23 protein-coding genes and 1 tRNA gene are annotated in these 26,526 nt (G+C 52.5%); 13 read left to right on the top strand and 11 right to left on the bottom strand.

Annotation, left to right across the window (positions count from 1 at the left end):
* Positions 1 to 233 precede the first annotated feature (233 nt).
* Positions 234 to 319: transfer RNA gene (locus tag VMC84_RS13350), tRNA-Ser, on the top strand.
* A gap of 20 nt (positions 320 to 339) precedes the next feature.
* On the opposite strand, the gene VMC84_RS13345 is transcribed toward VMC84_RS13350, so the two are convergent.
* Positions 340 to 945 (bottom strand): hypothetical protein, encoded by a 606-nt coding sequence (locus VMC84_RS13345; RefSeq protein WP_325381452.1) that lies wholly within the window; start codon positions 943 to 945, stop codon positions 340 to 342.
* Between the two features lie 206 nt (positions 946 to 1,151).
* Here VMC84_RS13345 and VMC84_RS13340 point away from each other — a divergent pair, with 206 nt between their 5' ends.
* Genes VMC84_RS13340 through VMC84_RS13330 form a run of 3 tightly spaced genes read left to right on the top strand, consistent with a single transcriptional unit; the run spans position 1,152 to position 3,746 of the window.
* Positions 1,152 to 1,520: a hypothetical protein gene (locus tag VMC84_RS13340; protein WP_325381450.1), complete on the top strand. Its 369-nt coding sequence runs from the start codon at positions 1,152 to 1,154 to the stop codon at positions 1,518 to 1,520.
* Positions 1,521 to 1,568: 48 nt separating this feature from the next.
* Positions 1,569 to 2,111, top strand: coding sequence for a hypothetical protein (locus tag VMC84_RS13335; RefSeq protein ID WP_325381448.1), 543 nt, complete (start codon positions 1,569 to 1,571; stop codon positions 2,109 to 2,111).
* 60 nt (positions 2,112 to 2,171) lie between these two features.
* On the top strand, positions 2,172 to 3,746 hold the full coding sequence (locus VMC84_RS13330; protein WP_325381446.1) for a GTPBP1 family GTP-binding protein: 1,575 nt from the start codon (positions 2,172 to 2,174) through the stop codon (positions 3,744 to 3,746).
* Positions 3,747 to 4,011: 265 nt separating this feature from the next.
* On the opposite strand, the gene mch is transcribed toward VMC84_RS13330, so the two are convergent.
* Positions 4,012 to 4,956 carry a methenyltetrahydromethanopterin cyclohydrolase gene (gene mch / locus VMC84_RS13325; protein WP_325381444.1) on the bottom strand — a complete coding sequence of 315 codons (945 nt, stop codon included), beginning with the start codon at positions 4,954 to 4,956 and terminating at the stop codon, positions 4,012 to 4,014.
* 157 nt (positions 4,957 to 5,113) lie between these two features.
* Here mch and VMC84_RS13320 point away from each other — a divergent pair, with 157 nt between their 5' ends.
* Positions 5,114 to 5,752, top strand: a complete 639-nt coding sequence (locus VMC84_RS13320) for a DedA family protein (RefSeq protein WP_325381442.1) — start codon at positions 5,114 to 5,116, stop codon at positions 5,750 to 5,752.
* Here the strand turns inward: VMC84_RS13320 and VMC84_RS13315 are convergent, their stop codons facing one another.
* Positions 5,753 to 6,511 carry a 23S rRNA (uridine(2552)-2'-O)-methyltransferase gene (locus tag VMC84_RS13315; RefSeq protein WP_325381440.1) on the bottom strand — a complete coding sequence of 253 codons (759 nt, stop codon included), beginning with the start codon at positions 6,509 to 6,511 and terminating at the stop codon, positions 5,753 to 5,755. It lies immediately after the preceding gene.
* A gap of 151 nt (positions 6,512 to 6,662) precedes the next feature.
* On the opposite strand from VMC84_RS13315, the gene VMC84_RS13310 reads away from it, so the two are divergent.
* Entirely contained in the window at positions 6,663 to 7,517 is an 855-nt protein-coding gene (locus VMC84_RS13310) for an HD domain-containing protein (protein ID WP_325381438.1), read from the top strand.
* 607 nt (positions 7,518 to 8,124) lie between these two features.
* Here VMC84_RS13310 and VMC84_RS13305 read toward each other — a convergent pair.
* The 7 genes from VMC84_RS13305 to VMC84_RS13275 form a co-directional block, all read right to left on the bottom strand.
* Entirely contained in the window at positions 8,125 to 9,585 is a 1,461-nt protein-coding gene (locus VMC84_RS13305) for a hypothetical protein (RefSeq protein WP_325381454.1), read from the bottom strand.
* Between the two features lie 118 nt (positions 9,586 to 9,703).
* Positions 9,704 to 10,429, bottom strand: coding sequence for a thymidylate kinase (locus VMC84_RS13300; RefSeq protein ID WP_325381436.1), 726 nt, complete (start codon positions 10,427 to 10,429; stop codon positions 9,704 to 9,706).
* Positions 10,426 to 11,151 (bottom strand): hypothetical protein, encoded by a 726-nt coding sequence (locus tag VMC84_RS13295; RefSeq protein WP_325381435.1) that lies wholly within the window; start codon positions 11,149 to 11,151, stop codon positions 10,426 to 10,428. The genes VMC84_RS13300 and VMC84_RS13295 overlap by 4 nt, the downstream gene beginning before the upstream one ends.
* A 95-nt stretch (positions 11,152 to 11,246) precedes the next feature.
* On the bottom strand, positions 11,247 to 12,782 hold the full coding sequence (locus tag VMC84_RS13290; protein WP_325381433.1) for a Ppx/GppA phosphatase family protein: 1,536 nt from the start codon (positions 12,780 to 12,782) through the stop codon (positions 11,247 to 11,249).
* Positions 12,783 to 12,875: 93 nt separating this feature from the next.
* On the bottom strand, positions 12,876 to 13,373 hold the full coding sequence (gene sixA, locus VMC84_RS13285; RefSeq protein ID WP_325381432.1) for a phosphohistidine phosphatase SixA: 498 nt from the start codon (positions 13,371 to 13,373) through the stop codon (positions 12,876 to 12,878).
* Between the two features lie 65 nt (positions 13,374 to 13,438).
* A complete protein-coding gene (locus VMC84_RS13280) occupies positions 13,439 to 14,269 on the bottom strand; it encodes a CHAD domain-containing protein (protein ID WP_325381431.1) in 831 nt (276 codons plus the stop codon).
* Positions 14,270 to 14,317: 48 nt separating this feature from the next.
* Entirely contained in the window at positions 14,318 to 16,282 is a 1,965-nt protein-coding gene (locus tag VMC84_RS13275; protein WP_325381430.1) for a pyruvate kinase, read from the bottom strand.
* Between the two features lie 370 nt (positions 16,283 to 16,652).
* Here VMC84_RS13275 and VMC84_RS13270 point away from each other — a divergent pair, with 370 nt between their 5' ends.
* The gene (locus VMC84_RS13270; RefSeq protein WP_325381428.1) at positions 16,653 to 16,937 is read left to right on the top strand and encodes a hypothetical protein; all 285 of its coding nucleotides are present in this window, start codon (positions 16,653 to 16,655) and stop codon (positions 16,935 to 16,937) included.
* On the opposite strand, the gene VMC84_RS13265 is transcribed toward VMC84_RS13270, so the two are convergent.
* Positions 16,899 to 17,363, bottom strand: a complete 465-nt coding sequence (locus VMC84_RS13265) for a DUF5658 family protein (RefSeq protein ID WP_325381427.1) — start codon at positions 17,361 to 17,363, stop codon at positions 16,899 to 16,901. The genes VMC84_RS13270 and VMC84_RS13265 overlap by 39 nt on opposite strands.
* 372 nt (positions 17,364 to 17,735) lie before the next feature.
* Between VMC84_RS13265 and VMC84_RS13260 the strand changes: the two genes are divergently transcribed.
* The 6 genes from VMC84_RS13260 to VMC84_RS13235 all read left to right on the top strand — a co-directional run.
* Complete coding sequence (locus tag VMC84_RS13260) at positions 17,736 to 18,542, top strand: carboxypeptidase-like regulatory domain-containing protein (protein ID WP_325381426.1); 807 nt, start codon at positions 17,736 to 17,738, stop codon at positions 18,540 to 18,542.
* 100 nt (positions 18,543 to 18,642) lie between these two features.
* Positions 18,643 to 18,783: a hypothetical protein gene (locus tag VMC84_RS13255; protein WP_325381424.1), complete on the top strand. Its 141-nt coding sequence runs from the start codon at positions 18,643 to 18,645 to the stop codon at positions 18,781 to 18,783.
* A 316-nt stretch (positions 18,784 to 19,099) separates the two neighbouring features.
* On the top strand, positions 19,100 to 23,803 hold the full coding sequence (locus VMC84_RS13250; protein WP_325381423.1) for an OmpL47-type beta-barrel domain-containing protein: 4,704 nt from the start codon (positions 19,100 to 19,102) through the stop codon (positions 23,801 to 23,803).
* Between the two features lie 82 nt (positions 23,804 to 23,885).
* Positions 23,886 to 24,842 carry a carboxypeptidase-like regulatory domain-containing protein gene (locus tag VMC84_RS13245; protein ID WP_325381421.1) on the top strand — a complete coding sequence of 319 codons (957 nt, stop codon included), beginning with the start codon at positions 23,886 to 23,888 and terminating at the stop codon, positions 24,840 to 24,842.
* The gene (locus VMC84_RS13240; protein ID WP_325381420.1) at positions 24,839 to 25,840 is read left to right on the top strand and encodes a PstS family phosphate ABC transporter substrate-binding protein; all 1,002 of its coding nucleotides are present in this window, start codon (positions 24,839 to 24,841) and stop codon (positions 25,838 to 25,840) included. The genes VMC84_RS13245 and VMC84_RS13240 overlap by 4 nt, the downstream gene beginning before the upstream one ends.
* 298 nt (positions 25,841 to 26,138) lie before the next feature.
* On the top strand, positions 26,139 to 26,526 hold a 388-nt coding region (locus VMC84_RS13235), incomplete at its 3' end, for a hypothetical protein (RefSeq protein WP_325381418.1).

Genomic DNA, 26,526 nt, shown 5'->3' with positions numbered 1-26,526 from the left:
CTTCGTGCCTTTGTGGTGAAAAATAGTGCCCTCCGTACACTCTGAGACTTAAAAGGGCATATTCAACAAAGCATAAATATTTAATAATGACTTCGTGAGCTTCAAGCCAGCTTCGCGTAACTTCATGGCTGAAATCATCTTTGAGAGTTCTTATTATGCTTAGAGTGGCTTAAGTCGAGCGCAACAAGATTTATATTATTGTAGCGTGAGTGTAGTTTGCTTTTCGCATATGTGCTGAGGTAGCCAAGCGGACCACGGCGGCAGCCTTGAGAGCTGTTGAGGCTCACGCCTCGCGGGAGTTCAAATCTCTCCCTCAGCGCTTTCCATTTCTTCGATTATTCAGCCCGTCTTAAACCAGATGCCGCTACCGGCCGAATCCTTGCCATAGACGACCAGCGGCCAGGAGGCATTCCTGGGCACCGTAAAGGCGAACCAGCCGTCGACGATGCCGTCCTTTTGGACCTTGCCATAAAAGTCGGGCGTGGCGCCTATGATATATGTATTATCGTCGGCATCGAGCCGCCCGTCACGATAAATGGCGAACGAGCCCCGGTTCACTAAACGCGAGGCCCCGGGAATGCTGGTATCTGCAAGCTCGTACCTGAACCGCACGAGCATGAATTCCCGGTCCGGCTGTATATTGATCAGGTTAAAAGGATAACTCTGCTTGATCTTATTATAAGCCGCCGTCCCTCTCAAAACTTCCTCGAGGGTAAGGCGCCCGGAATAGGCGACAATGCCCTGGCCGCTGTCGTTGACGTTCTCGGTGAAAGTGACCGTATAGTTGGCGGGTGCCGGATCAGCCATTGAAAAACCCGTGCCGCCGAGTAATGGCGCCTGGATCGCCGTCTGGCTGGCGCCGGGCTGAGCGTTCTCATTTTTCCCTGCACAGCCGGCCGTTAGAAGCACGGCCATCAAGAGCCCGATCAGCAATAAGCGTTTCAACGGCGCACTCTCCGCACACAGAGCTTATTAGGCAACCAAATAAACCTTAATAAATTGAATGCCGTGCATAATTTTATACTTTGTCCTCCGAGAAAAAATACTCTACAACTCCCGGCCTGGATAAGCAAATCGCTTTACTGCACTGCAGTTTATCTAGGCTAAAAGTACATATATAATAATCACATGAAATATAATGGTCGAAAAACATGAGGATAGAAGTCACCAAAACGCCCCAGGGCATAGCGATTAACGCAGGAGAGATATGCCCCGTCGACACGAAGAAGAAGCACTGGATGGCAAAGATCATCGGGCTGGACGAGAAGTTCGGCTTCAACCGGGATTTCCTCAAGCGGGCAATATACGATAAGAAGGGAAAAGCCGCGGGATATTCCATCGAGGGGCTCAAGGAAGGCGACATCGTGGAGGAAGCGGACGCCGTGAAGAACAGGGAGTATGCCCTGGTAAAGAAGATCGGCGACGGGTTCATCGAGTTGGAGTACATGAGAGCGGCCAACGTCACCGAACACTTTAAAAGCCCGGAAAACCGCTCACAGGCCACACTCTTGCGCTATTGAGCAGCAGGAAAATGTTTTTAGCCTTCCTGCGCCAAGTTTTATCATAATATGCCCCGAAATTACCAGAGGTTTATGATGATCGCCGCTGCTACGGGCATTTTTCTTATACTGGCTTTACCCTCCCTGGCGCAACAGCAGCCGGACCTGGGCGGTTTCTATAATACCACGGTGACGCTCTACTATTATGATAACACGAACCAGACAAAGGGCGCCTTCGTCGACATGCCGGATAATCCCCAGTACGTGAACGTGGACCCCGCGCGGGCCGCCCCGGGTATGTATACGTTCGCGCATGTGCCTTCCGGCCACTGGTATTACCTGGAAGCCGACCACCAGGGTAACAAATGGTACACTATCTTTTACATGGATGATAACGTGGGAACGAAGACCGCCAACGTCCACATTCCGCCAATGCGGCCAGTTAACGTGACGTCTACGGAGACGCCGATGCCGCCGCTGGAAACGCCCGCTCTGATGCCGTCTTATTCCCCGACTGCGACACCGGCCCCCGCCGCTACTCCGGGCATGACCTTCATGGCGGCCATACTGGCCGGAACAGTTGCATTAGCGTTGGCATTTATCAAACGTTAATGTCTCTTTAATCTAAATACACAAAGATTATAACACCTTAAAAGTTAATGATAAAGACGAATGAACAAACTCGAGCTCGAAACCCTTGTGTCAGCCGGCGAGACCTCAAATATCGAGTTCAAAGAATTCCTTAACGAGGAAACTCATCTAAATTCCCGCAGAATGGAAAACCTGTCCTGCCAGATGAAGCACCGGATCCTCGCGGGAAACGGCAAAGCGCTCTACGTCATCGGCGTCACGGACGCCGGGAGCATGAAGGGACTGGCGCGGGGAGAGTTTGACGAGACCGTTTCTGTCTTAAAGAACATCGCCATGACGATCGACGCGGACGTTACGCAGGTCGAAGAGTATAAGGTGGACGGCGGGCTGGTTGGCCTCGTCTCCGTGGAGAACAACGTCAAGCCGGGCGAACATTTGCTAATAGGCACGGCGGGCCACGTAGACCATGGTAAGAGCACTCTCGTAGGAGCGCTGGTCACCGGGACCACAGACGACGGCGCCGGCCGGACGCGCATCTATCTGGACGTCTTACCGCACGAGATCGCCCGCGGCCTTTCCGCCGACCTTTCTTATGCCGTATACGGTATCAAGGGCTCGGATATCATCCACCTGAAGAACCCCCTGAACAAGCGCGAGAGCGCCAGTGTGGTAGAGCAATCGGATAAGATCATCTCCTTCGTCGATACGGTAGGCCACGAGCCCTGGCTTCGGACGACCATCCGCGGCATCGTGGGCCAGAAGCTGGATTACGGGCTGCTGGTCGTGGCCGCGGACGACGGCATCACGCATATCACAAAAGAACACCTGGGAATTTTACTGGCAATGGACCTGCCCGTGATCATCGCCATTACCAAGATCGACCTGGCCACCCCGGAGCAGCTTAAAAGGACTGAGGCCGGCATCCACTCGACGCTGCGTCTTGTAGGTAAAGTGCCCTACCGGGTGAAATCGCCGGAAGATATCGACACCATATTAGGCAAAGTGCCCGAAGGCATGATCGTCCCTATCCTGCACACGTCTTCCGTGACCAGAGAAGGCTACGATATCCTGGAATATTTGCTGTTTAAGCTGCCGAAACGAAATTTGACGAGCGAGAAGCCCTTCGAGATGTACATCGACCGGATCTACACCGTCGACAGCGTGGGCGTGGTCGTGAGCGGTACCATCAAGCAGGGCATCGTCGAGCAGAATGATCCAGTTTACCTGGGCCCGATGGAGGACGGCTCCTTCAAGAAGGTCCGGGTCCAGTCCATCGAGATGCACCACTATCGTGTTAACAAGGCCATCGCCGGCGACATCGTGGGCATCGCCATTAAAGGCATGAAGGCCCCGGACATCGCCCGCGGCATGGTCATTTCGGAAAAGGAGCCGAAAGTCGTGCAGGAGTTCGAGGCGGAGATAGCTATCCTGAATCATCCGACCCGCATCGGCATCGGCTACGAGCCGGTCATCCATATGGAGACCATCTGTGAGGCCGTGAAGATCGTCGGCCTGGACCGGAAGTACATGATGGCCGGGGAGCGGGGGAAGGCCCGCATAAGGTTTAAGTTCAGGCCCTATGTAGTCGAGCCCGGGCAGAAGTTCATTTTTAGGGAAGGGAAAAGCAAGGGCATCGGGCGCGTCATCGCCGTTTGACCACGGCGGCACGGAGGCACCACGGAGGGCACGGCTAATTTCTCACCACGGCGACACGGCGAACACGGCGCTTTTTTTATTTTCCTGAAGGGGGCTGACGCCGCGCGGAGCGCTCTTGCTTACCCCTCGGAGACCCACTGCTTAATAATATTATCAGCAAGCCGTGTTCGCCGTGTGTCCGCCGTGCCGTATTTTATAGGGCGCCGTGTTCGCCGTGTCGCCGTGGTGAATTAAGTGCTGTGTCGCCGTGGTGAATAAAAAGTTGTTACCGCTTGATGCCGTAGGATTCGAGCAGCATCGCCGGGTCAAGCTTCCCATAAGTCTCCAATGACCCATCCTGTATGCCGTTCACCATGATGCGGGCCGGAGCATACATCGTCGGATCCACCTTCGAGAAGTCACCCTGCGATTCCCTGAGCAACGCCTTAAAGCTCTTACCATAGGACTTCGAGGAAAGCGATGAAGCCTCTTTAAAAATATCGTTCCTGCCCTGGGCGTATAAATAGGCCATGCCATAGTAGGCGATGCTGTCGAACGAAGCTCCCATAAAATCGGTTTCCTCCCTTTTCAGGGGGGTGATGGGGCAGGCGCCGGAGGCAGTAGTGATATCCTTGATATCATAGCCTAGCTGGAAAAGCCGGTTCATTGCCCACTCGACGACACGGGTGCCGCTCACGACGGAGCCGGCGATGGAGTTGGGCCGTGCGACCAGAGCGACGACACATTCAGGGTCCGTAGAGCACTGCTTCGCGATATAGTCCAGTTCCTTAGCGGCGGGCAGTGTCTGCGTCTCGATGTTGATGACGGCCGTCTCGGCATCGTCCACATAGTTGATAGCGGCGTAGATGTTCTTCGGCCTCTGGGAGATCGCCCTGGCAGGCCCATAGCCGGTACCGGCAAAGCCGTCCGCCTTGAGCTTCCATCCTGGCTTCTGCGAGCCCAGACAGGCGATGGCGGGCCGGTCGACGTAGACCTGTGCAAAATTAATGTAAAAATTATCAATTATACCAGGAACGACGGACACCTTGCCAAGCCCGGCGAGGCTGATATCCGCGAACAGGATCCCCGCCCCGATGCTGCCGGCGGCGTTGATGCCGCAGTCGATTACTGTCGCCTTATTCTCGAGATAATAGGACTTTATGCACAGCTCCTCTTCCCGGTCGAGAAGCTGATCGACATACTTCGTGACGTTTTCGTTGACCGATATCATTGGGGCCCCACCATATATAATCGCTATCCGGTAAGCTATTGCTTAAGCCGCATCCATCATAAAGGTATTGCCGGCCGGACAGCGGAAAAGATATATGTTGTACTGGGCTTAACAACATGAAGAGCGTTCTGCTTCCTTTCGGACATGGTGAAAAGATTTGGTACTATTCGAGTTCCTGACCGGATACATCACGGATTTTATCAGCAGCATCGGATACGTGGGCATTTTCCTGCTCATGACCCTGGAGAGCGCGTGCATACCCGTGCCCAGCGAGATCGTGATGCCCTTCAGCGGCTTCGCCGTCCAGCGCGGTGACCTGGACTTTTTCCTGGTCGGGCTCGTGGGGAGCCTCGGGTGCCTTGCCGGATCCATCCTGTCCTTCGTCATCGGGCAGCACATCGTCCGCCCCCTGCTCGACCAGTACGGCGAGGTCGTGTTCATTAAAAAAAGCCAGATGGCGCTGGCGGAAAAATGGTTCGGCAAATATGGCGCCAAGGTTGTCCTGGTATCCCGGATATTGCCCATCATCCGGACTTTTATCTCACTGCCGGCCGGGATCATCGGCATGGACTTCAAAAAGTTTACCGTTTATTCATTCGCCGGCTCCCTGCCCTGGTGCTACGTGCTCGCCTATGCCGGCGTGGTCCTCGGGAATAACTGGAGCCTGCTCGAGCACTACTGGATATACTTTGATATTCTAACGGTCATCGGTATCGTCGTCGTCATCGCCTACGTCGCATATCATGCCTTCATATTAAAAAATTCCGTACAAGCTATACTTAAGTCCGACAAGTAGTCATTTCTCTATTTTACCGAAGCCGAACTCGGGCTTGACGTCGGTAATTTTAATTTTTGCTTTACTTCCCGGCTTCGTGCCCTTCACGAAAACTACGAAGCCATCGACGTGGGCTATGCCGTCGCCGTTCTTTCCGACGCCGTCGATCTGCACGTCCAGGACGTCGCCCTTTCGGATGCCTGCCGTAAGAAAGCCCTTGCCTATGACATAAATCTCCGCACTCTGTTCTCGTGAGGCCGGGGACTTGTACGTATGTACGCGGGAAAAGTGCCTGCCGACCTCGTCCACGAACCCCTGGTACAGGTCGCCCTGGAAGACCTTGACTAAAAAGTTGCCGCCCGGCGCTAAGATCTTAGTCGCCACGCCCAGCGCCGTCTTCGAGAGGTCGATGGAGCGGGCGTGGTCGAGCGCCCAGTTACCGGAAAGGTTCGGCGCGGCGTCACAGATAACCGCATTCACTTTCTCCACCTTTTCGAAGATCTTCGCCTGCGTCTCCGGAGAGGCCATATCGCCCTTGATCGTAACGACGCCCTCGATAGGCTCAATGCGCTGCAGGTCCACGCCGATGACCGGGCCTTCCGATATCTCCTTCGCCACCTGTAGCCAGCCGCCGGGGGCGGCGCCCAGGTCCACTATCACGTCGCCCTTCTCAATGAGCCTGAACTTCTCGTTGATGAATTTAAGCTTAAAGGCGGCCCGGGAGCGATATCCCATCTGCTTGGCCTTGTTATAGTAAAAATCCCGCTTCTTCGTCGGCATGGTCGTATCCCTGAACTCTCTCGTACGATAATTAGTTTTCGTCCATCGTTTTATATCCGTCGATGTATACGTGCTATATATACACTTATAGAAAATATATAGGTTATATACATATCATCCGGGGCCAGATGCTCATTCGATGAAAACAGAAATGACGAAAAGCGATGATAAGGAAAATCGCTGGGAATACATAGATGAATATTCATTTGATGAGCCTTTGAGTAATGAGCTAACACCGTTCGAAGTGCCCATGGGTACGAACAGGATATTAGGCATTCTCAAGGACCGGGTGGAGAGTAATGTCGAGCTCGCCGCCCTCTGGAAATGCTCCAATGTAACCGCTATAAACCGACTGGGCTATTCGGACCACGGGAAAAAGCACGTCGAGATAGTGGCGAACAACGCGCTCAGGATGCTCCGGCTCATCGCGGATTCCGGCATCCAGCCGTCGTGCGTGCAGGACTACGGGCTCTCCTATGAAGACGCCGAGGTCATACTATTCCTGGGCGCCTGCCTGCACGACATCGGGCATTCGGTCCACCGGGACAATCATACGCAGTATAGCGTCTTTTTCGCTGCGCCGTTACTGGGCAGGCTACTGGCGGATATTTACCCGCAGGAGAAGCTGACGGTGGTCACCTCGGAAGTCCTGCATTGCATCGCGGTCCACCATAAGGATTGCAGGCCCCTCACGATTGAAGCCGGCATATTACGCATCAGCGATGCGCTCGACATGGCACACGGCAGGACACGGCCCTGGGACGATGCGCACACGAACAGCAACATCCACGCGGTCTCCGCAAGAGCCATCGACGCGGTCGACATCCTGCCGGGCCGGGAAAAGCCGGTGCTGATCAGCATCCGTATGTCAGGCTCCGCGGGGGTCTTCCAGGTGGATGAGCTTTTGAGGCCGAAGCTGGCAGGCTCCGGGATACATGATCTCGTCCAGATCGAGGCAAAGGTCACGTGCGAGAAGCAGATCATCGCCGACTTCGTGATAGGATAGAATTATCCTAATATTTTTAACCCCGACTCCGCGTTTTTTAAGTTACCAAAGAGACGGAGGACACTATTTTTCACCACAATGGCCAGTTGTTCCGTGTTTGTTTAGTGGTCCTTTGCCGCTTTTTCCATTTTCGTACTGCCCGTTGGTTTTTCAACACTAAAACACTAATTCTTTTTTTATCCCACGTAAGGGCACGAAAATCACTAAGTTCCATGCCTGGCGCTTAAAACACGAAACAACCTCCCGAATGAGCACGAAAACACTAAAGGATTGAACCACGAGGACGGCATGACCCTTATACTTTATTTTATATGCTTTCTCTAGTGTTTCAAGTTAATTTAGTGAGGTCCGTGCCCTTGGGAGGTTGTTTAGTGTTTTGACGTGAAAGCATCTACTTTAGTGTGGTTCGTGCTCCTTACGTGGGACTAAAAAGTCTTTCGTGTTTTAGTGTTGAAAAACCGGACAAATCAGCGAACCACACAAACAAAGGACAAACGACCACATAACAAACATGGAACAACCGGCCTTTATGGTGAAAATAGTGCCTCCGTCAGCTTTGTAACTTAAAAGGAATATTCAACCAAAATACAATAGCGAGTTAGAGTTTTTAAAGGGCCTTTCTCATTGCCTCGATCACCGTGTCCATCACCATGACTCTCGCGTAGTGCTTATCGTCGGCGGGCACGATGGTCCATGGCGCATAACGGGTATTAGTGCATGCCAGCATTTCATCCACGGCTATCATATACTGATCCCACTTGCTGCGGTCTTTCCAATCATTTGGGCCGATCTTCCAGTTCTTGTCCGGCGTCCTCTCGCGGGCCAGAAAGCGCTGGTATTCCGTATTGGAGTCGATATGCATCCAGAACTTGGTGATAACGGTGCCGTTATCGGCCAATTCCTTCTCCATCTGGTTGATCTCGTCGTACGCATGGCGCCAGTATTTTTCAGGAGTAAGACCGGCGACCCGCTCAACTAGGACACGCCCATACCAGGTCCGGTCGAAGACTGTTATGAATCCCTTAGGTGGAAAGCGTATCCAGAACCGCCATAGATAATGTTGGGCCTTCTCCCATTCCGTCGGGACGCCGATCGGTATCACCTCATAACCGCGGGGGTCCAGGCTTTCTGTCAGCCGCTTGATGCTGCCACCCTTACCGGCTGCGTCCATTCCCTCGAACGCGATGACGACGGGCAGCCCCTTCTTATAAGCTTTATACTGCAGGCGGGCCAGCTCTTCGTGGCAGGCCTTCATACGCCGCTCATATTCGTCCTGTGGCATCTCTATGTCGGTTTTTATATCGGCTAGTATCGGGGGAGTTCCGGCTTTTTTGACAGATCGCACCACATTTTTCTCTCCTTCATCAGTGGGGTTACGCTTGTCCAGATCGAGCCTTTCCTGTAACGCATCATTGACGATTTGATAAACGCGAATCGTAGCAGAATTCCAGTCGTCTGCTTCGATGACATGCCAGGGTGCGTATTCGGTATTAGTAAGCTTAATCAGCTTATTAATGATGGGCTTTTGCTCATCATAACGCTTAAAAGCCTCCCAGTCGGCTTTGTCAATAAAGTAAGGATATATCTTATTCTTATCGAGTCCTTCCAGCCGTTTCTTTTGCTCCTTTTTAGTGATGTCTAGGAAAAATTTTAGAATCAAGTAAGGCTTAGCCTGCTCACTGCCGGCGTCTTCGGCTAGTTCCCTCTCAAAACTCGTAATGTATGCAAGGATTTCCAGGGCTTTGCGGGACGTCAACGGCGATTTTTTTCTGCCATCGGCAATTTTAGCAAATACTCCGCGATACCAGCTCTCATCGAAGATATCTATCCGGCCCGCTGGCGGAGTCATCTTCCAAAAGCGCCACATGAAGGGTTTAAGTGATTCCTCCTGCGAGGGGGTGCCAATGGCATGTACCCGGAAGCAACGTGGATCCATTCCCTGTAAGAGCTCGTTCACCATCCGGCTTTTACCCGATGCCTGCAAGCCCTCGAAGACGATCATAACAGGGATCCGCGCCGCTTTAATTGCCCGCTGGAGCTCGCCGAGCCTGGCCCTGAGTATCGGCATATTCATATCATAAGTGGCCTTGTCTATTTTTTTCGATGACTCAATTTCTCGCCGCATAAAAATAACATATTTAATGGGGGGCTATGGGATAATAAATCTTTATATAAGCGTAGATTAACTAATCTGGCCGGAGGCGATAAGCTGGTGCCTTCTTATTCAGGAGAGCGCTCACTTTTTTCCGGATATACTCCTGGATCTCGTCCGGGGACCTCTGGCCGTCGATCTTATCGAAGCCATAGTCCATGTCGAGCTCGTCAAATTTGTCCTTTAGAGCCGTCTGGTACTTCGTGAAGCTGTTGAACATGTCGCTCGAAAAGCCGACGTCCATGCCTGATTCCCAGTAGTCCAGGTGGCCATACTTGATGAGGGCCCGGTGCAGGAGGGTATCGGGGTCGACACTGAGGTAGAACGTTTGATCCGGTACGAGCGCAAAGCCGAACAGCTCCTTCAGCCATTCCTTATCTGCGCCGCGCACGAGATCCCGCACCATGAGCGTGAAGAAGTATCGGTCGGCCAGGACGATGAAGCCGGCCTTCATGGACGGTACGATCTTATTTTCAAGCTGGTCGGCAAAGTCGGTCGCATACAATAAGCTTAACGTCTTTTTACCGAGTGTATTGCCCCTTTTGGCCTCCTCTATCGCTTCGCTGACCAGGTCGGATCGGCGCAGCCCCGTGTCGAGGACGGCGTGGCCGTTGGCTTCGAGCCATTCCTTGAGCATGGCAACCTGTGTCGACCGGCCGGAGCAGTCCGCGCCCTCGATGACGATGAGCTTTCCCTGGAGTGTCTTGCGGTTGAGCTTATGATAGGGGAGTCCGATGCCATAGAAGAGATTATTCGTCATATTGATCCCTCCGGGGTCGCCCGCCGCATTTCCTGGGCGTTACTAACGGGTGACACGTAGCCGGCCAGGTCTCTCGCTACGATCCGGCGCATCTCGGCCTGCTGCTCCTCGATGCTCCTCGTCGCGTCCATGACCGTAAAGCCCTCGGGCTTTGCCATGTGGTCGTATTGCTTTTTAATGATCCCCTGGAAAAGCTTGAAGCTCTCGACAGGGTCATTAGACAGGCCGAGGTCCATGCCAGCCTCGTGATACTTGATCTCGTCCCGGCCCGTGAGGATCCGGCTCAGGGAAATTTCAAGAGGGGCTTTATAGTAGAACGCAATGCTGGGCTTTGCGGCGAACTTATAGAGGTTCCGGAGCCATTCGGGGTCGCATCCACGGGCGATATCCCTCGCATAGGCGGTATAGATATACCGGTCTGCCAGCACGATGTGGCCGGCGCGGAGATGGGGCAGCATGAGCTTTTCATAGCGGTCGGCAAAGTCGGTGGCATGGATGAGGCTGAACGTGGTGGGCGTCAACAGGTTCTTCCGCTTGGCTTTTTTCGTGAATTTTTTCAGCAGGTCGGATGAATTCCATTCCGTAAAGAATACGAAGTATCCCTGACTTTCAAGCCATTTTTTCAGGAGATATAATTGTGTGCTTTTTCCCGAGCCATCACAGCCCTCGACGATGTAGAGCTTCCCCGGAAGCTCATCAATATCGCCACCAACTTTCGTCATTGCGATTCTAATAAATGAGCCCAGAATATATACTTGTTCAATATAGTCTATATATAAAGTGCACGCTCAACAATAGACTTTATAGTGGGGGATCGTTAATATTCAATGATAAGTTCCCGGTCGAACGCCTTTTTAAAATTCCCAGAGCGCTCTTCCGCGGACATCACTTCGGGCAGGATATCGCCCTTGTACTGGAGCTTCAGGACGGCTGAATTTTTCGAAAGGAGACAGTTGACCGCCGATATGCGTCCGCGCCGGCTCCGGTCGAAGGCGTCGGCCAGCGCCAGTATGAGGCTGAGGCGCTTAATTTCCTTCAGGTCATCCTTGCCCAGCGGCACGTTGGAGAACATGAAGCGGCTTTTAATGCCGCCAGCGCCGTAGCTGGCGGCGACCAGCGCCGTCCTGTAGTTATCAAGATGGCTAAAGCCATAGACGGGGTTATCGATGACGTTATAGAAGGTGTTGTTAAACCTCTTGCCGTAATCGTAATAGTATCCCAGCTCGTGGAGCATCGCGGCCGCCCGGAGTATGCGCCTGTGATCCGCCGTAAAGCCGTTCAGCGGCTTGAAGCCCTCGAACAGGCTTTCAACCAGAGAACAGACGCGCCGGGCATGCGTAATGTCCACGCCATAAAGCCGCGAGATGTTGTCGATGGCCAGTGCCGATACGTCGGCCACAACCGGCTCTTTAAGGAATTTGTGGAAGAAGAGGCCATCCCTGAGGCCGCTGGAGGAGACCCTGATCGTGGGTATCTCGAGATACTTAATGACCGTGTTGATGGCTGCCGTCCCGGCCACGATAATGTCGGTACGGTCCCGGGAGAGCCCCGGGACGTCCACGAGCTCCTTCGGTGTCATGTTCTTGAGGAGGTTGTAGACACTCCCTAAAACCTGAGACGACATCTCATAATTGTGAAGCTCGTCGAAGGGATAGTTACTCAGGCGCTGGTTGATGCGGGCAATGCTACGGATGGTGCCGCCGATACCGTATAATAAGCTTTTTCTATACTGGTCGAGCCAGTCAACCCCCTTGAGCTGCTGCTTCACGAAGGCGTCAAGGTCCTTAAGCTTATTATCCGATGGCTTTTCGCCATTGATGAACTTTTCCGTGAGGTTGAGGGCACCGTAGGGGATGCTCGTCGAGTGGGCTATGGCACGACCCTTGATGGCCGTTAGCTCCATGCTCCCGCCACCGAGGTCTACGATGAGCCCGTCCGCGAGGGAGGTCGTGTTGATGACGCCAAGGTAGCCGTAATACGCCTCCTCTTCCTGCGAGAGGACGCGGAATGCGATCCCCGTCTCCTCTTTGAGTTTTCGCAAAAAGGTCTCCTGATTGCGGGCCCCACGCACGGCGGCCGTGGCTACCGCGATCCGGTCTTTGACACCGTGGTATTCGCACATTCCCTTAAAAAGTCTCATCGCGTCGATGGCCCGCAGTAGCCCAGGCATCTTGATCTCGCCATCCTTCGCCTCGCCCTCCGACAGGCGCACGACGAACTTATCCTCTTCCACGAGATGGTAAGCGCCATTCGCCGTTACCTCGATGATGAGCATGCGCGTCGTGTTCGAGCCCAGGTCGATAATGGCCAGCTTATGGTTTCCGTTTGGTGAAAATTCGGGCGGCGGAGTCATTGGTCACAACGAGTATGTATTATGCTAAGTTAGTATAAAAAATAATATAGCTTATGTAATGATTTTATATAGGCCTATATAAAAATGGGATTTTTAAGCCAGCTCTTCGAGCTGCCAGGGCTCCATCAGCCAGGCGAGCTTGCATTGCCCGGGCTTGAGCGCGCCCTCCATCTCCAGGGCGAGGATACCGCCTTTTTTGAGCTTGATGAACGAATTTTTACTCTTCGCCAGGCAGTAGGAGACAAAGCCGCTCAGGAATGGCTCGTGGCCCACGATAGCCACCTTCTCCTTATCCGTAAGGCCGTTCAGGTAATCGATGAGCGGGTCATAAGTCGCACCGGGCTTCAGCAGGTCCGTATATACTATGTCCGCATCGCTGCAGTACTTATCGACGATCTCCGCGGTCTCCTTCGAACGGGTCAGCGGGCTCGAGACGACGACATCGAAGGCGATGCCCATCTCGTCCAGGCCTTTTGCGATGGCCTTCATTCGTTCCTTACCCTTTTTCGTCAGCGGCCTTTCCTCATCCAGATTTACATCCTCGAGGGGTTTGCCGGCAAGTCCATGGCGGATGATATAAAGCTCTAGCATAAATGATACTCCGGGCGTTTGACCATATATTTTATATAACCCGAGAACTTATAAATTTTATTATATTATTTAACCGGCCCCAGGCTAATCAGGCCGGTCTCCGCGAGGGTCTTATTCATTTCGGCCCGCCACTGCGCCACGATATCCTCCACGATCGCGCTCCTTCCGTACTGCTCGTGCAGCAGGCCCGCCCAGACGCGCATATCCTGAACGTGGCCAAGCTGATCCTGCAGCGTCTTCAGCGCCTCGATCTCGGCCTTATCGGCAGTATTGATCTTTTTCAGGATGGCGAGGGCATAGCGCAGCTTTTTCACGGAAATCCGGCCCCGGTGGACAATGTTCAGGAACTCCTCGTTCGCCATATCCGGCTCCGGGTACTCGCTAATGGCAGCCAGTGCTTTATCCTTCTTTTTCCGCAGCGTGGCCACTTTCTCCTCAATGGACTTGCGATCCGCCAGCTCGGGCGTCTTCTTCCGGATCCAGGAGTCCATCCTCTCCTTCCAGCGCGGGCTGATCCGGTTGGGCATCTCGCTGGCGAGCTCCTGTCTCAGCCGGACCCTCTCGACAGTCATCCGGCTCAGCAGCCCCGAAATGAGCGCCGCCTGGCCCGGTTCCATCGCCATGGACCGCTCCTTCAGCGCATCGATTAAAACGTCCAGGTCGCGGATCTCACCAAGCAAGCTCATGGTATCCTTCAGCGAGCCGCGCAATTTAATAAAGCCCGGGCGGGCGGCCTCTTCCTTGTCGGCCAGCAATGAAAAATAGGAAAGCAAGGTGCGCCCGGCTACGCGCATCTGGTGCAGGTCCTCGGGATCGGTAAAATCGAGTACTTTATCCTGATAGCGATAAAACCGGTCGCTTGTGTCTCTAAGTATACACTTGATCGCCTTTTTCATACGCTTATACCCTGTTGATATCCTATGCTGTCGAATGTATATATCAATTTATTTATCCAGCCGGTGCGCCAGTTTTAATTCCCGTAGCATAGAAGACTTCTTGCTCTGGTGGGCCCGCATGCGGGCCAGGATATCGTCCAGGATGAGCAGCGCATCCGCGATATACGGGCCCTTGTTGAGCATCACGCATTCCGCCCGGACGGCCATGGCAGCGTCGGTGATCTCGGCCCGGGATGGCTGGCCCTTCTTCGCGAGTTTCTCAAGCACCTCCGTCGCCCAGATAACCGGCACGTGGGCCGCCTCGCAGAACCATAATATCTCTTCCTGGATTTCTGCCAGGCGCTCGAAGCCGCACTCGACGGCGAGATCGCCTCTGGCGATCATCACGCCCACGCAGGGGCTGCGCATCGCCGCAAACAGGATGCCCGGCAGGTGCTCGAAGGCACGGAGCGTCTCGATCTTGAGGACGATGCCCGGGTCCTTGCCGCCGAGCTTTGCCAGCTGCGTCTGCAGCCGGTACACGTCGGAGGCGTCGTTTACGAATGAAAAGCAGACGGCATCGGCGTTCGCCGCTATGAACTTCAGGTCGGAAATGTCTTTTTTCGTGAGAGCGGGCAGCTTGAGCTCGCTGTCGGGAAGATTAATTCCCTTGCCTGCCCGGAGCTTCGAGCCTTTATAGCCGGCCTGGGTGATCTCGACATGGACCTGATCCTTGTTCTTAAACCGGATGACGCCGCCGATCTTGCCGTCGTTGAACCAGATCCTGTCCCCGGGCTTGACGAACTCGAAGACCTCGGGGGCCGTAACGCCCACTGTCGCCGGCTTCAGCACCTGGCCGCGGGCATCGATGACAGGAGGCTTGCCCGGCGAGCGCCCCTTGGTCAGGATAAGCATGTCTCCCCGGGCAAGGAGGATGAACTGTTCCTTCGCCGGCAATTCGGAGACCACAACTTCCCCGGCCGGAGCTGTATCCGTATCCTGCGGCCGGTGGACGAGCTTAACCCCGTTGACGATAAAGGCACTCTTGTAGCATTCGGCCACGCGGCTTCTGCCCACGGCCGCGACGACTTCGAGCGAGCGCTTTTTTCCCCGGGTGTCGGTGAATTCGATGCCATCGCCGACGTTGAGCCGGGACAGCCACTTCCCCGGGACCGGGATACAGGCGTCCATCGGTAACGCAGGAGGGGTCTTTTGCTCCACGGGCGTGAGCCAGATGCGGGCGGGGCCCGAAACTTCGCCGAGGGCGTCGTGCTTCGGACTCCAGCGGACCGAAGCGGGCAGATTCTCGATGGGGCCGGTACGGAGCTTATGGCCGGCCAGGTCCATGAAAATACGGCATTTTTTATTTAGTTCCTTTTCCGCCCGGTGAAGGTTTTCGATCATGCCCGACCAGTCTGCCGCTTCGTCGTGGGCGCAGTTGATACGCACGCAGTCCATGCCGTCCGCCAGGAGCGTTTTCACGAGCTGATAATCGGTAGCCGCCTGGGTAGGCATTGTGACCATTATATAGGCATCCCTTTTTTCCGGGGGTGTGCCGAAGAGTTCTTTCGTATGAATATCGAGCAAAGCCGTGCCCTGCGCCAGGTCGGTAGGCGCCTCAGGCTTATCCGCTTCGAGGCTCTCGAATCCGGCGAGCTTCTCCAGCACCCCGAGGACGGCGATCACATTGGCCATGACGTGGGACTCGGACCGGCCGAGGGACGACAGGCCAAGAGACGCCAGCTCGGTCTGCAGCTTACGGATATCGCGCTTTCGTAGGGCGAGGTAGTGTAAAAGATTTTTCGCGCTGTCCACGTGGGACGGATGAATGGCAGCAAGCTCGCCTGAATACGCATTTTCCATGCGCTCCATGTCGCCCAGGATGTCCTTAAGCTCCTGGATCAGCGCTTCATAATAGTCTATATCCCAGTTTTTGAGGGTAGTGCCTGTTTTTTTTACCAGCAGATCGTGCCCGCCTTCTGCGGGATGCAAATGGAATGTCGTCAAATCTTCGTCTACCTGCGACAGCTTCATGGAATATCCTGATTAATTAATACTTTTATGGAGTTAAGGGATTCCTCCATAGAATATATAAATTAAATTTATACCTAACCCCCGATTCCAACCGTATTTATATAAACTTAAGCCTCCGCCATATCCGATTTTTTTCGAGACGTTAGCTTTACAGTCGACTTTAATGATCAGAATTGCGGGCCCGGGCATGAGAACAGTATGTGCACGGGCCGCGCTCTGGTGGCAATTGTCGTTGAAAGTCATGAATTCCGGAGGATAAAGCTTACCCGAATAGACTATGGACGGGAATATAGATATTTATAGAGCTCACGTTTCAGGCGCTTGATTCGATCGACTGTTTTATATTATATATTCTATAGAGGATAAGCTCATGTGTTCCACGGCGAATTCTTCGCTCATGCAAAAAAACCCGTACTGGATGATGCTCGGCTCGGTCGCGGGATTCTTCATCGGCGTCGCGGCCATCATGCTGGCCACGGCGGACTATTCCATCTATAACGTGTTCAGCCAGCCCCCGGATAGTGCCGCCCTTCCTTCGATACAGCTTCGCATGCTGATCATTATCGTCTGCATGGCCGCCGGCATGCTGGCGGGCCTGGTGGCCACACTTGTTTTATCAAAAGTGGGTCCGGACACTGAGCTTCCGGTCCTTTAAGGTCAGCGTTATATATGTCGCCATGCCGACGAAGAACATTATTATTGCGATGGTCACGCCTGGAGCCAGATAAGTCCGCCGGCCCAGGGCCATGAAGAAGGGGCTCGTGCCCGTCAAGAGGACCTGCATGTTATTGATCGCCGCCAGACCCCCGCCCGCAAGAATAGCCGCGAGGGCGCTCTCGCCCAGGGCCTTAGTCCCTGGATGAAGGGCGAAGAAATAAGCCGGTATGACCAGGCATAGCGATAAAATTAATTTTAGCAGGATAAAGCCGGCGAGCCCGCCGGAGCCCAGGGCGAATGACATTGCCGGATTCGCCTCCGCCCCGATACCATAGAGGCAGACTCCGGCGCACGTCGTGAGGGCGTCCAGCCCGAAATATGAGACGAATGCCGATAATCCTAGAAGTTCCGTGTTTTGGTGCATGTGAGTCAATGCTTCCGTTATTTAAAGGCTGTATATGTATTCTATATACGTCAATATATTATATATACTAAAAAGTAGCTTATAAACGTATCGGTCAATTCAAAAAAATAACGGCAAACGTCAAGCCTATTTTATATATAGTCTACATAGTTACCATTGCCCAATATATTCTTTGGAGTTAATCATTATATGCCCGCCAGCCAAGTGTATGCAGTGTGTGATGAGGGCCGGACAAATAACAGGGTTCTGACAGGCCGCGCGACAGGGATTATTCACCTCTTGCTTGCAGTCCTTCTTTTTGCTCCAATATGCGCGGCAGGCGGTACGGCCCAATCATCCACATTTTTGTGGGGACAAAACGCTTCCGATAGTGTGAGTATTTATGCGACGCCTACCGTGATGGCCATAGAGACGCCCTCGTACACTGCGTTATCCGGGACCGTCCTGGACGGGCATGGGAATAAAGTGCCCGGCGCGTTCGTGCTCCTCTATATGGAAGGCGGTACGGCGCCCATAAGAGATAATCCGACTTATAGTGGCTCGGATGCCGGAAATGGCTATGGCGAATATCATTTTAGTGGCATACGGCCGGGGAATTATACAGTGTATGTGGAAAAAAGCGACATCTTTTTGTATAACGGCTCGGCCTCGATCGTGCTGACGGATGGCATCGATACGCGCCTGAACGTTATATTAAAAGGGTATACGGCTAAGCCTCAGGCGGTCCAGACCTTTGACGTAGTGGCCGCACCGGTAGTGACAGATTTACCACGAATGTCATCAACGACCAACGCAACGGACGATGTGTTCAGTGAGGCGAAAGATAAGCTTCTTGTACCCTTGATCGGCCTCTTCATCATCGCTATCGGGGGTGCCGGAGTTATGACCCTGCGTGATTTCCTTAAGCCAAAAAATAAAGGAAAAGCCGTGTCGCTGAAGCCCGCTATATCGGGAACAAAGCCGGTCTTTGCTGGTATTACAGCCACTGCCGCGGCCTCGACAATGAAGGATAAGACCGGATATACGGCCGAGATCGAGGATCTGGCAAAGGCCGTAGCTTCCAGTGGTTATGGGGACCTGGCGACGCTTAACCGGATAAATTCGCTGTCCAAAAAATATGGGGTCGACCAGAATACCATTTTTAGCGATATAAAAAAGGCAAAGGGCGGCAAGCGGTGATCAATGCGGCCGGCAGGTGTCGAAGGGCTATATAAAACAATGTCATATATATTGTCTATAACGGTCAGCTTTATTATCGTACATTAAAAATGCAACTGCCGTGCGTGGAATTACATGGATTGACGACATGCGGGGATCGGCGCGGGACATGAAAATAAAGCAGGGCATGGCAAAGATAATCGCCATCGCTATATTCTGGATGGTAATCCTGTTACTGGTCTTTTCAACCTTTGGCTCTTAAGGGCGAATACATATTGATCATGGATTCTACATAATCCCCGAGAAAAAAACACTCGACTATAGCGACTATATACCGTTAAATATGACACCGTATCCTATATCGATTTCACTTTTATAGGTTGTAGGGCAACTGCTAACACAATAAAACCGTCCAGCAGGGGGTTATTATTGTTATACCCACGAGTAATATTCAGGGTCGATATGCACGTAAGTGCGGAATATTTTTATCAATATCGATCATCGTTTTACTTTTCATATCGCCGGCGCTCGTCGAAACGCCTGCTTCCCCGAATGTATCCCTGGAAGCGGGGCTCTCCGTGGGGGGCATATTACCGGCCACGATCCTTTATACGATAAACGATTCGGGCACGGGGCATGTCACTATCAATATCAATACGTCCGATGGCCGGACCGTCAGGCATTTAGACTGTGGAGAAAAGGCCGGCGGCACTTACCTGGCGTCCTGGGACGGCAGGGATGATAGCGGGTCTATAGTTACGGGGGGTAACTATTCAATCAGCATCCGCTACGTCCCGGACAGCTACGTGATAAAGGCAGACTGGGGCGGCGCGGGCAGCGCCGTCGGCCAGCTTCTCCGGCCGGCGGATATCGCCCTGGATAGCGCCGGTAATGTCTACGTTGTGGAATATGATAATCACCGGGTACAAAAGTTCGACGCCTCGGGGCGTATCCTCTGCAGCTGGGGAGGATATGGCAGCGGCGACGGGCAGTTCGAATACCCGGCCGGGATAGCCGTGGGCAACGGCATCGTATACGTGGCCGACCTGGGGAACTCCCGGATAGAGATGTTCAGCGAAGATGGGGGGTATATAAGCCAATGGGGTACTGCTGGAAACGGTAATGGAGAGTTCAGCATGCCCCACGGCATCGCAATAGACGGAAGCGGAAACGTTTACGTTGCCGATATGGGCAACCATCGAGTCCAGAAGTTCACCACGACGGGCAAATACCTCGGCAGCATCGGGGGATACGGAAGAAAGGACGGCCTGTTCCTGAGCCCGGCAGACGTCGCCGTTTATGGCAACACGGTGATCGTCTCGGATATTGACCGGAACAGGATACAGACTTTCACGAATGACGGCGCTTTTATTAATGCATGGGGAACGACTGGCAGCGGCATAGGCCAGTTCAATGGCCCCGCGGGCCTGGCCACGGACGGCTGGTATGTCTACGTGGCGGACGTAAATAACCATCGGATACAGAAGTTCGATCTGACGGGGAAATCTCTCGGCGTGATTGATTCATATGGCCTTGGCGAAAGCCAGACTGTGGCGCCGACGGGGATAGCAACGGATGGGACGGGCGATATTTACGTTTCGGACATCACAAATGATCATATTCAAAAGCTGTTCTATGATCCGACGAGGGAAAGCCTCGCCGTGTATAAAAGTACGAATTTGAATCTAAGCGCACAAGATATGATGGCCCAGGTTACGAGTGGAAGCGATGTTGATACCGGCACGCTAGTATATGCGACGGCCCAGGGCAACGGGCCGACGACATATATCAATTTGACTGGTGTCGCGGGAAATAACAGCTGGTATCGGTCGAACGTGAATATCACGCTGAACGCTTACGACCACAGTGGTAAGGGCGTCCGTGAGACAAAATACAGCTTCGATAATATTGTATGGAATTCATATTACGGCCCGTTCAGTATTACGGATGAAGGTACGACGACGTTATTTTATTATTCATCCGACTTCGCTGGAAATAGTGAGCCTATCCAATCGGTGAACGTAAGGATTGATAAAACCCCGCCTTCAATTACAGGGACGATTATGTCAACCCCAATAGCTTCTAACTGGTATAAAGGAAGCGTCACGGTCCACTTCGAGGCAAAAGACAACTTAAGTGGCATCGTGAATGCTACGCCCGACCAGACAATTTCGGCGAACGGCGTATCGCAGGTGATCGGCACCGCGACAGATCTGGCGGGGAACGTTGGTACGGCTAATGTTACAGTCCAGATCGATAATGAGCCCCCCCATACATCGATTTCTCAAAGTGGCAGACAGGGGGGGTGGAGCAATTCTGATGTCAAGGTCAACTTTACGGCAATGGACGGCGAAAGTGGCGTGAAGTCGACCGTTTATAGCCTTGACGGGGCCGTCTGGAAGCCCGCAGGCCCCTTCCTCATCGACCAGGATGGCATGACGACGATTTATTACTACTCCACCGATGCTGTAGGCAACGCCGAGCCAGTCCATACGGCCACTGTGCAGGTAGATAAAACGCCGCCGACAATTAGTGGTCACACGGACAGGCCCGCTGACATTAACGGCTGGTATACCCATGATGTAACGGTCTATTTTACCGCAGATGACGCATTTTCGGGAGTGGCAAGCTTTACAGCCCCTATGACACTCAAGACAGACGGCGCATATCAGTCAGTGGTCGGGACGGCCACGGATAAGGCGGGTAATACGGCTTCGACAGTAGTCAATGGCATTAACATCGACGAAAATCCACCGCTTACGACCTGCACGCTAGACGGCACAGGAGGCGGCACAGGCGATAACATTTGGTATCGCACTAATGTGACTGTAAGCCTGGAAGCGAATGATATGGGCAGTGGAGTCCATGACGTCCAATACAGCATGAACGGCACAGACTGGCAGGATTACCATTCCTTTGTCATAAGCAAGGAAGGCTCTACGACCTTTTACTATAAGTCGAAGGATAATGTTGGAAATGTGGAAGGGCAAAAATCGACGACCGTAAGAATCGATAAAACCGCCCCTGTGTTGACGGCAAAGATCATCACGAATAAAAACGCCGACGGCTGGTATACTGAGCCTGTCGTAATCCATTTCATGGCCACCGATGACCAATCGGGGATAGGCAGTATCACGCCGGACATCACTATATCCTCGAATGGCCTGAACCAGTCGGTCACCGGTTACGCGACGGACATGGCAGGTAACGTTGGATCGGTGGTCGTCAGCGGCCTCAACATAGATACCAGTGCGCCTGTTACTACCTGTATCCTTAACCGTACGCCGAACCAGGATGGCTGGTTCAGGGACGGGGACGTCGGGGTGAACCTGACGAACGCCAGCGGCCTGGGAACGACCACTACTCAATATAGCTTTGACGGCGTTAACTGGTCGACATATATAAAACCCATCACGGTACACGACCAGGGAAATAATGTGCTATACTACTACTCGACCGATAATTTCAGCCACACGGAGCCCATGAACGCCGAGAATATCCGGATCGACAGAACTCCGCCGATGATCATCGGCGTCCCGGACCGGCAGCCCGATACCCTGCTCGGTAACGAGAGCTGGTATACTCACAGTGTTACAGTCCACTTTAACGCCTTCGACCTTTACTCGGGCATTAAGAGCGTAACGCCGGACAGCGTACTCCACGACGGGAAGGGACAGACGGTTAACGGTAGTGTCATGGACATGGCCGGATATACGAACTCGACCACGGCCGGCCCCTTCAATGTCGACGGGACGCCGCCTGTCACGACCTGCACCTTCAAAGGCAGCCAGAATAATGGCTGGTATAATTCGGGCGGCGTTACGTTGAGCGCGAGCGACGGTAACGGCATCGGCGTGGCTTATACCGGATTTAAGCTGGATAACGGCTCATGGAACACGAGCACACAGTTCACCATACCCGACGGGACGCATAATATTTCGTACTATTCGGCTGATACATTAGGCAATGTCGAGCCCGTCCACTCGCAGACGGTCAAGGTCGACAGCGTGCCGCCGAAAATCTCTGCCATACGCTCGATCCAGCCCACGCAGTATGGCTGGTATAACAATAGCGTGACCATCCACTTTAACGCGTCCGACGACCTGTCTGGCCTGGCCTCCGTATCGCCCGACGTGACTCTATCCAGCGATGGTACGAGCCAGACCGCCGTCGGCACGGCGACGGATAACGCGGGCAACGTCGCCACGGATACGGAAAATAACATCAACATCGATAAGACGGCTCCTTCTACCAATTACACGCTCGAGGGGTCGGCCGGCCTGAACGGCTGGAATACCTCGAACGTCAAAGTGAGCTTTAATATTACGGACCTTGCGCCGTTGAACTGTTACCACAGCCTGGACCAGCAACACTGGAGCACGGATAACCCGACGACGATATCGACCGAAGGCTCTCTAACCGTCTATTATTATGCAGTGGATAAGGCCAATAATACAGAAGCCGTTAAGAACTTTGCGCTGAAGATCGACAAGGCAGCTCCGACAGTGAATTATTACTTAAGCGGAACCCAGGGGCTCGCGAATGCTTTCAGGTCTGACGTGGCGGTCGGTTTTGCTGCAAATGATAGCGTCTCGGGCCTGGCGAACGCATATTATACCCTCGATGGAAATACATGGAAGCCCCTGGCGAACTTCTCGGTTACAGCCGTGGGCGACTATAACGTCCAGTATAACGCGACGGATAACGCCGGTAACAAGGCAAACGGCGCGTTCCAGTTCAGCATCTATAAGGAGCCTCCAACGGTCAACACGACGACGCCCGCCGCGGATTCGGATTCCGTATACACGGATGACCAGCCCATCGTGACGTTCAACGGGCGGCTGGATACCGGATCCCTCAACAACAGTACTGTGACGCTGACATCCGCCGACGGCAATAAAGTGAATGGCACGATACGCTATACAGAGGATGGCAATAAGTCATCGGTCACCTTCATACCGCAAAACGAGCTGGACCCGTACACGACTTACACGATGGCATTATCCACGGACATTAAGGATCCGGCGGGCAACCACCTGGCAAGCCCCTATAAATGGTCGTTCACGACGGGCCTGACGGACAGCACCAGTGGCCCGCTGGCCTCGGCGACGCCCCGGCCATCTGCCACGACGGCCGCCAGTCCGACGCCTAAGCCCTTCAGCCTGCCGTTCATCGGAGAAGTGCACCTGCCATCGATACCGGTGATACCCCTTGTTATATTTATTGCGATAATAGCGGTCGGCGGTGCAGCTTTAATTTATCTGACCAGGTTCAGGAAATAAGTGGATTGGCCATATAGTTCTATATGGCCATATATTGTTTTTATAGTGAAGTAATAAGCTGACTATTAATGTATTTAGCCAGGTGGACCGAGCAGTATATGGTGGAAGGCATAGGGCTTACCTGCAAACGGCGATCATCATAGCGATCATCTCTTACGCCGTCTTAATCGGCCTGGGCGGGCCTGTCGGCCCGATAAGAGCATATGCCGACACGCCGCTCATAGATAATGCCTCGGCCACCGTATCCCCGCCTGACGTTCACGGCCACGTTTACGATTCAAAGGGAAATAAAGTGCCCAACGCCCACGTAACGCTCTATAGCAATGGCTCATTTATGTGGCTGGGGGATAATCCCACATACTCGAGCAACGGCAGCGATGGCGACATGGGCTATTATGGCTTCCATGGGGTCGAGATAGGGAATTATACGGTAAAGGCGGAGATCGTCGATACCTTCGGCGACGTCTATAACGGCACCGTGAAGGCTAAGAAATTCGACGACAGGCCGGTCGAAACTGACATTATCATTTCCAGTTATGTGTATTCGCCATGGATAAAACCCTCGCCAACACCTGAACCGGCAGCCGTGCTTTTACCTATCACAAGCCCAACGGCCAAACCGACGGCTTTACCGATGAACAAGGATCAGACTGGCATCTTTAACCCGCTATATGCGCTCGCGGTGTCGCCGGTGGCCGTCGTCGGCGCCTTCATGTTCATGCGAAGTAAAAAACGCCCTGCGAGCAGGAACGGATATCAGTATATCGATATGGGAAGGTCCCAGACATTCTTAGGCGATTCAAAATTGAGCACAAGATCGAACGTTATCTCCGGATTCTCGGAATATTTCCTTGGTAATGCCGGGTATAGCTCGGAGCTCGAAGAGCTCGTTCAAAGCACGATAAAATACCATTATAACGATATCACCGTGATCCACAGGGTCGAGAAGATCGCTAAGAAGTATGGAATTGAGCTGACGGTCGTATATCGCGATATAAAACGGATCAAGAATATGATGGAAAGAGGGAAGTACCAATGAGCTTCCGGGGTAATGAGGAAGGCGTTACGCCGGTCGTCGCTACTTTGATGCTTATTGTCGTGGCAATTATCGGGGCATTGACTGTTGCATATCTCGTAGGAGCTATATCGACGGATACGGCAAAAAGGATGATCGCACCACAGGCTACACTGACTCCCGCCCCCCAGATCTTGATCGTGGATTCGCCTCAAACCTATGTCTTAGATCAACAGCTGGCACAGCAATATATGGCAACGCATGGTGGAGTCAGAGTCACCGTACAGAGCTCTCCGGATGAGTTTACCAGCGCGACATCCCTGAGTCAGAACATAAGCGACATCGTCGCTTTGTCCAGAGCCCCTAGCCCTTCATTATTATTCAAAGACCCGAAGATTCAGACACATTTTATTGCTGGCCGAGCGGTTGTTATAATCGCTAATTCAAACATGAATATTTCAGCGCTGAGCCAGGCGGATCTAGCTATGGTGTATAGCCAGACGCAACAGAGCGTGCCTTTCAACTTGACAGGGTTGACAATTGTTGTGAGGAACGATGATGGTGATAGCGAAAGGACGTTTGCACAGTGGCTGACCAATGATGCTGAGACAAGCCTGATTAATTATACGGCTGCGCCTGCAGGGGTTCTGAACTATACTGCACATAATGAATCGGACGTTATTTCTAAAGTATCAAGTACGCCGGGGGCGGTGGGTTTCGTATACTGGGGAAGCGTTATCAGTAATAACCCATCGGTAAGCCATATTAACGTCATTCCCATTGTTAATAAGAATAACCAGCTGGTCCAGATGCCAAGTGATAACGCCATCAAGAGTGAAATGGTTAACATGAGTGATACCAATTACGATGATGGATTGATTGGCGGGCTTTACTATCTAACCGAAGGGCAGCCTTCATCACTGACACAAGGTTATATTAACTGGTGCCAGTCGTCTGATTCCACATCTATGATACATAAAATGGGTATGTATGGAGCGGCAGATCTGGGTATAACAAATTGAATATGTAAATATAGTATTTTGCCTATTTACAGTGTCTACCTCAATTATTCATTGGGTTTGAATATATTTGTCTAATATTAAGGCTTTATAAGTGGATATAATTATTTTACATGATGATATATAGCCGGGACTTTTTTTACTATTAACTATATTGGAACAAATTTATTAAATTAGTTAAAAATTATCAAAAATAACTGTGTATAAGCCTATTTTTCAATTTGGACAATGGTTAAATATATAACATATTCAGTTTATAATGTAAGCACTATTATACAAAACGATTAAGGGGGGGCGTTCTATGTACGTAGAGGCATTGAATAAAGAGAAAACTTGGATCCCAATATTATTGGGGCTCGATTTTCTATTATATGGTTTATTCGACACGTATACGAAGCTTGCACGGTTTCAACATCATGGCCTGGGTTATTTTCTCGATTTTCCAGCGATCGTCCAACAGTTCTGGAATGCTCATTCCAATATACTGGATGCTGACATGTGGACCATGGGCCATGCCCAGAACGCTTTGAACTTGATATCCGCCTTTTATACAAGCAATAGCGAAACTATAATCTTCTACGGATTTATCATATGTACGTTCGTGCTCATCGTTGCGATGACACGCTACTACCCTGCCTTCATTTCTGTCAGTTATGGGGTCTTCGCCGGAGTGGCCTTGATAGGTCTTT

The sequence above is a fragment of the Methanocella sp. genome (genome assembly GCF_035506375.1).
In the GTDB taxonomy this organism is placed as follows: Archaea; Halobacteriota; Methanocellia; order Methanocellales; family Methanocellaceae; genus Methanocella.
The sequence above is the reverse complement of the archived record's forward strand: the minus strand, read 5'-3'. Positions and strand labels throughout refer to the sequence as shown.

Excerpts from the sequence above, each read along its gene's own strand:
- VMC84_RS13330 (WP_325381446.1), top strand. The coding sequence starts at position 2,172 with ATGAACAAACTCGAGCTCGAAACCCTTGTGTCAGCCGGCGAGACCTCA.
- VMC84_RS13280 (WP_325381431.1), bottom strand. The coding sequence starts at position 14,269 with ATGAAAAAGGCGATCAAGTGTATACTTAGAGACACAAGCGACCGGTTT.
- VMC84_RS13335 (WP_325381448.1), top strand. The coding sequence starts at position 1,569 with ATGCCCCGAAATTACCAGAGGTTTATGATGATCGCCGCTGCTACGGGC.
- VMC84_RS13340 (WP_325381450.1), top strand. The coding sequence starts at position 1,152 with ATGAGGATAGAAGTCACCAAAACGCCCCAGGGCATAGCGATTAACGCA.
- VMC84_RS13240 (WP_325381420.1), top strand. The coding sequence starts at position 24,839 with ATGAGCTTCCGGGGTAATGAGGAAGGCGTTACGCCGGTCGTCGCTACT.
- VMC84_RS13315 (WP_325381440.1), bottom strand. The coding sequence starts at position 6,511 with ATGCCGACGAAGAAGCGGGATTTTTACTATAACAAGGCCAAGCAGATG.
- mch (WP_325381444.1), bottom strand. The coding sequence starts at position 4,956 with ATGATATCGGTCAACGAAAACGTCACGAAGTATGTCGATCAGCTTCTC.
- VMC84_RS13290 (WP_325381433.1), bottom strand. The coding sequence starts at position 12,782 with ATGACTCCGCCGCCCGAATTTTCACCAAACGGAAACCATAAGCTGGCC.
- VMC84_RS13265 (WP_325381427.1), bottom strand. The coding sequence starts at position 17,363 with ATGCACCAAAACACGGAACTTCTAGGATTATCGGCATTCGTCTCATAT.
- VMC84_RS13270 (WP_325381428.1), top strand. The coding sequence starts at position 16,653 with ATGTGTTCCACGGCGAATTCTTCGCTCATGCAAAAAAACCCGTACTGG.
- VMC84_RS13275 (WP_325381430.1), bottom strand. The coding sequence starts at position 16,282 with ATGAAGCTGTCGCAGGTAGACGAAGATTTGACGACATTCCATTTGCAT.
- VMC84_RS13310 (WP_325381438.1), top strand. The coding sequence starts at position 6,663 with ATGACGAAAAGCGATGATAAGGAAAATCGCTGGGAATACATAGATGAA.
- VMC84_RS13305 (WP_325381454.1), bottom strand. The coding sequence starts at position 9,585 with ATGCCGATACTCAGGGCCAGGCTCGGCGAGCTCCAGCGGGCAATTAAA.
- sixA (WP_325381432.1), bottom strand. The coding sequence starts at position 13,373 with ATGCTAGAGCTTTATATCATCCGCCATGGACTTGCCGGCAAACCCCTC.
- VMC84_RS13300 (WP_325381436.1), bottom strand. The coding sequence starts at position 10,429 with ATGACGAATAATCTCTTCTATGGCATCGGACTCCCCTATCATAAGCTC.
- VMC84_RS13295 (WP_325381435.1), bottom strand. The coding sequence starts at position 11,151 with ATGACGAAAGTTGGTGGCGATATTGATGAGCTTCCGGGGAAGCTCTAC.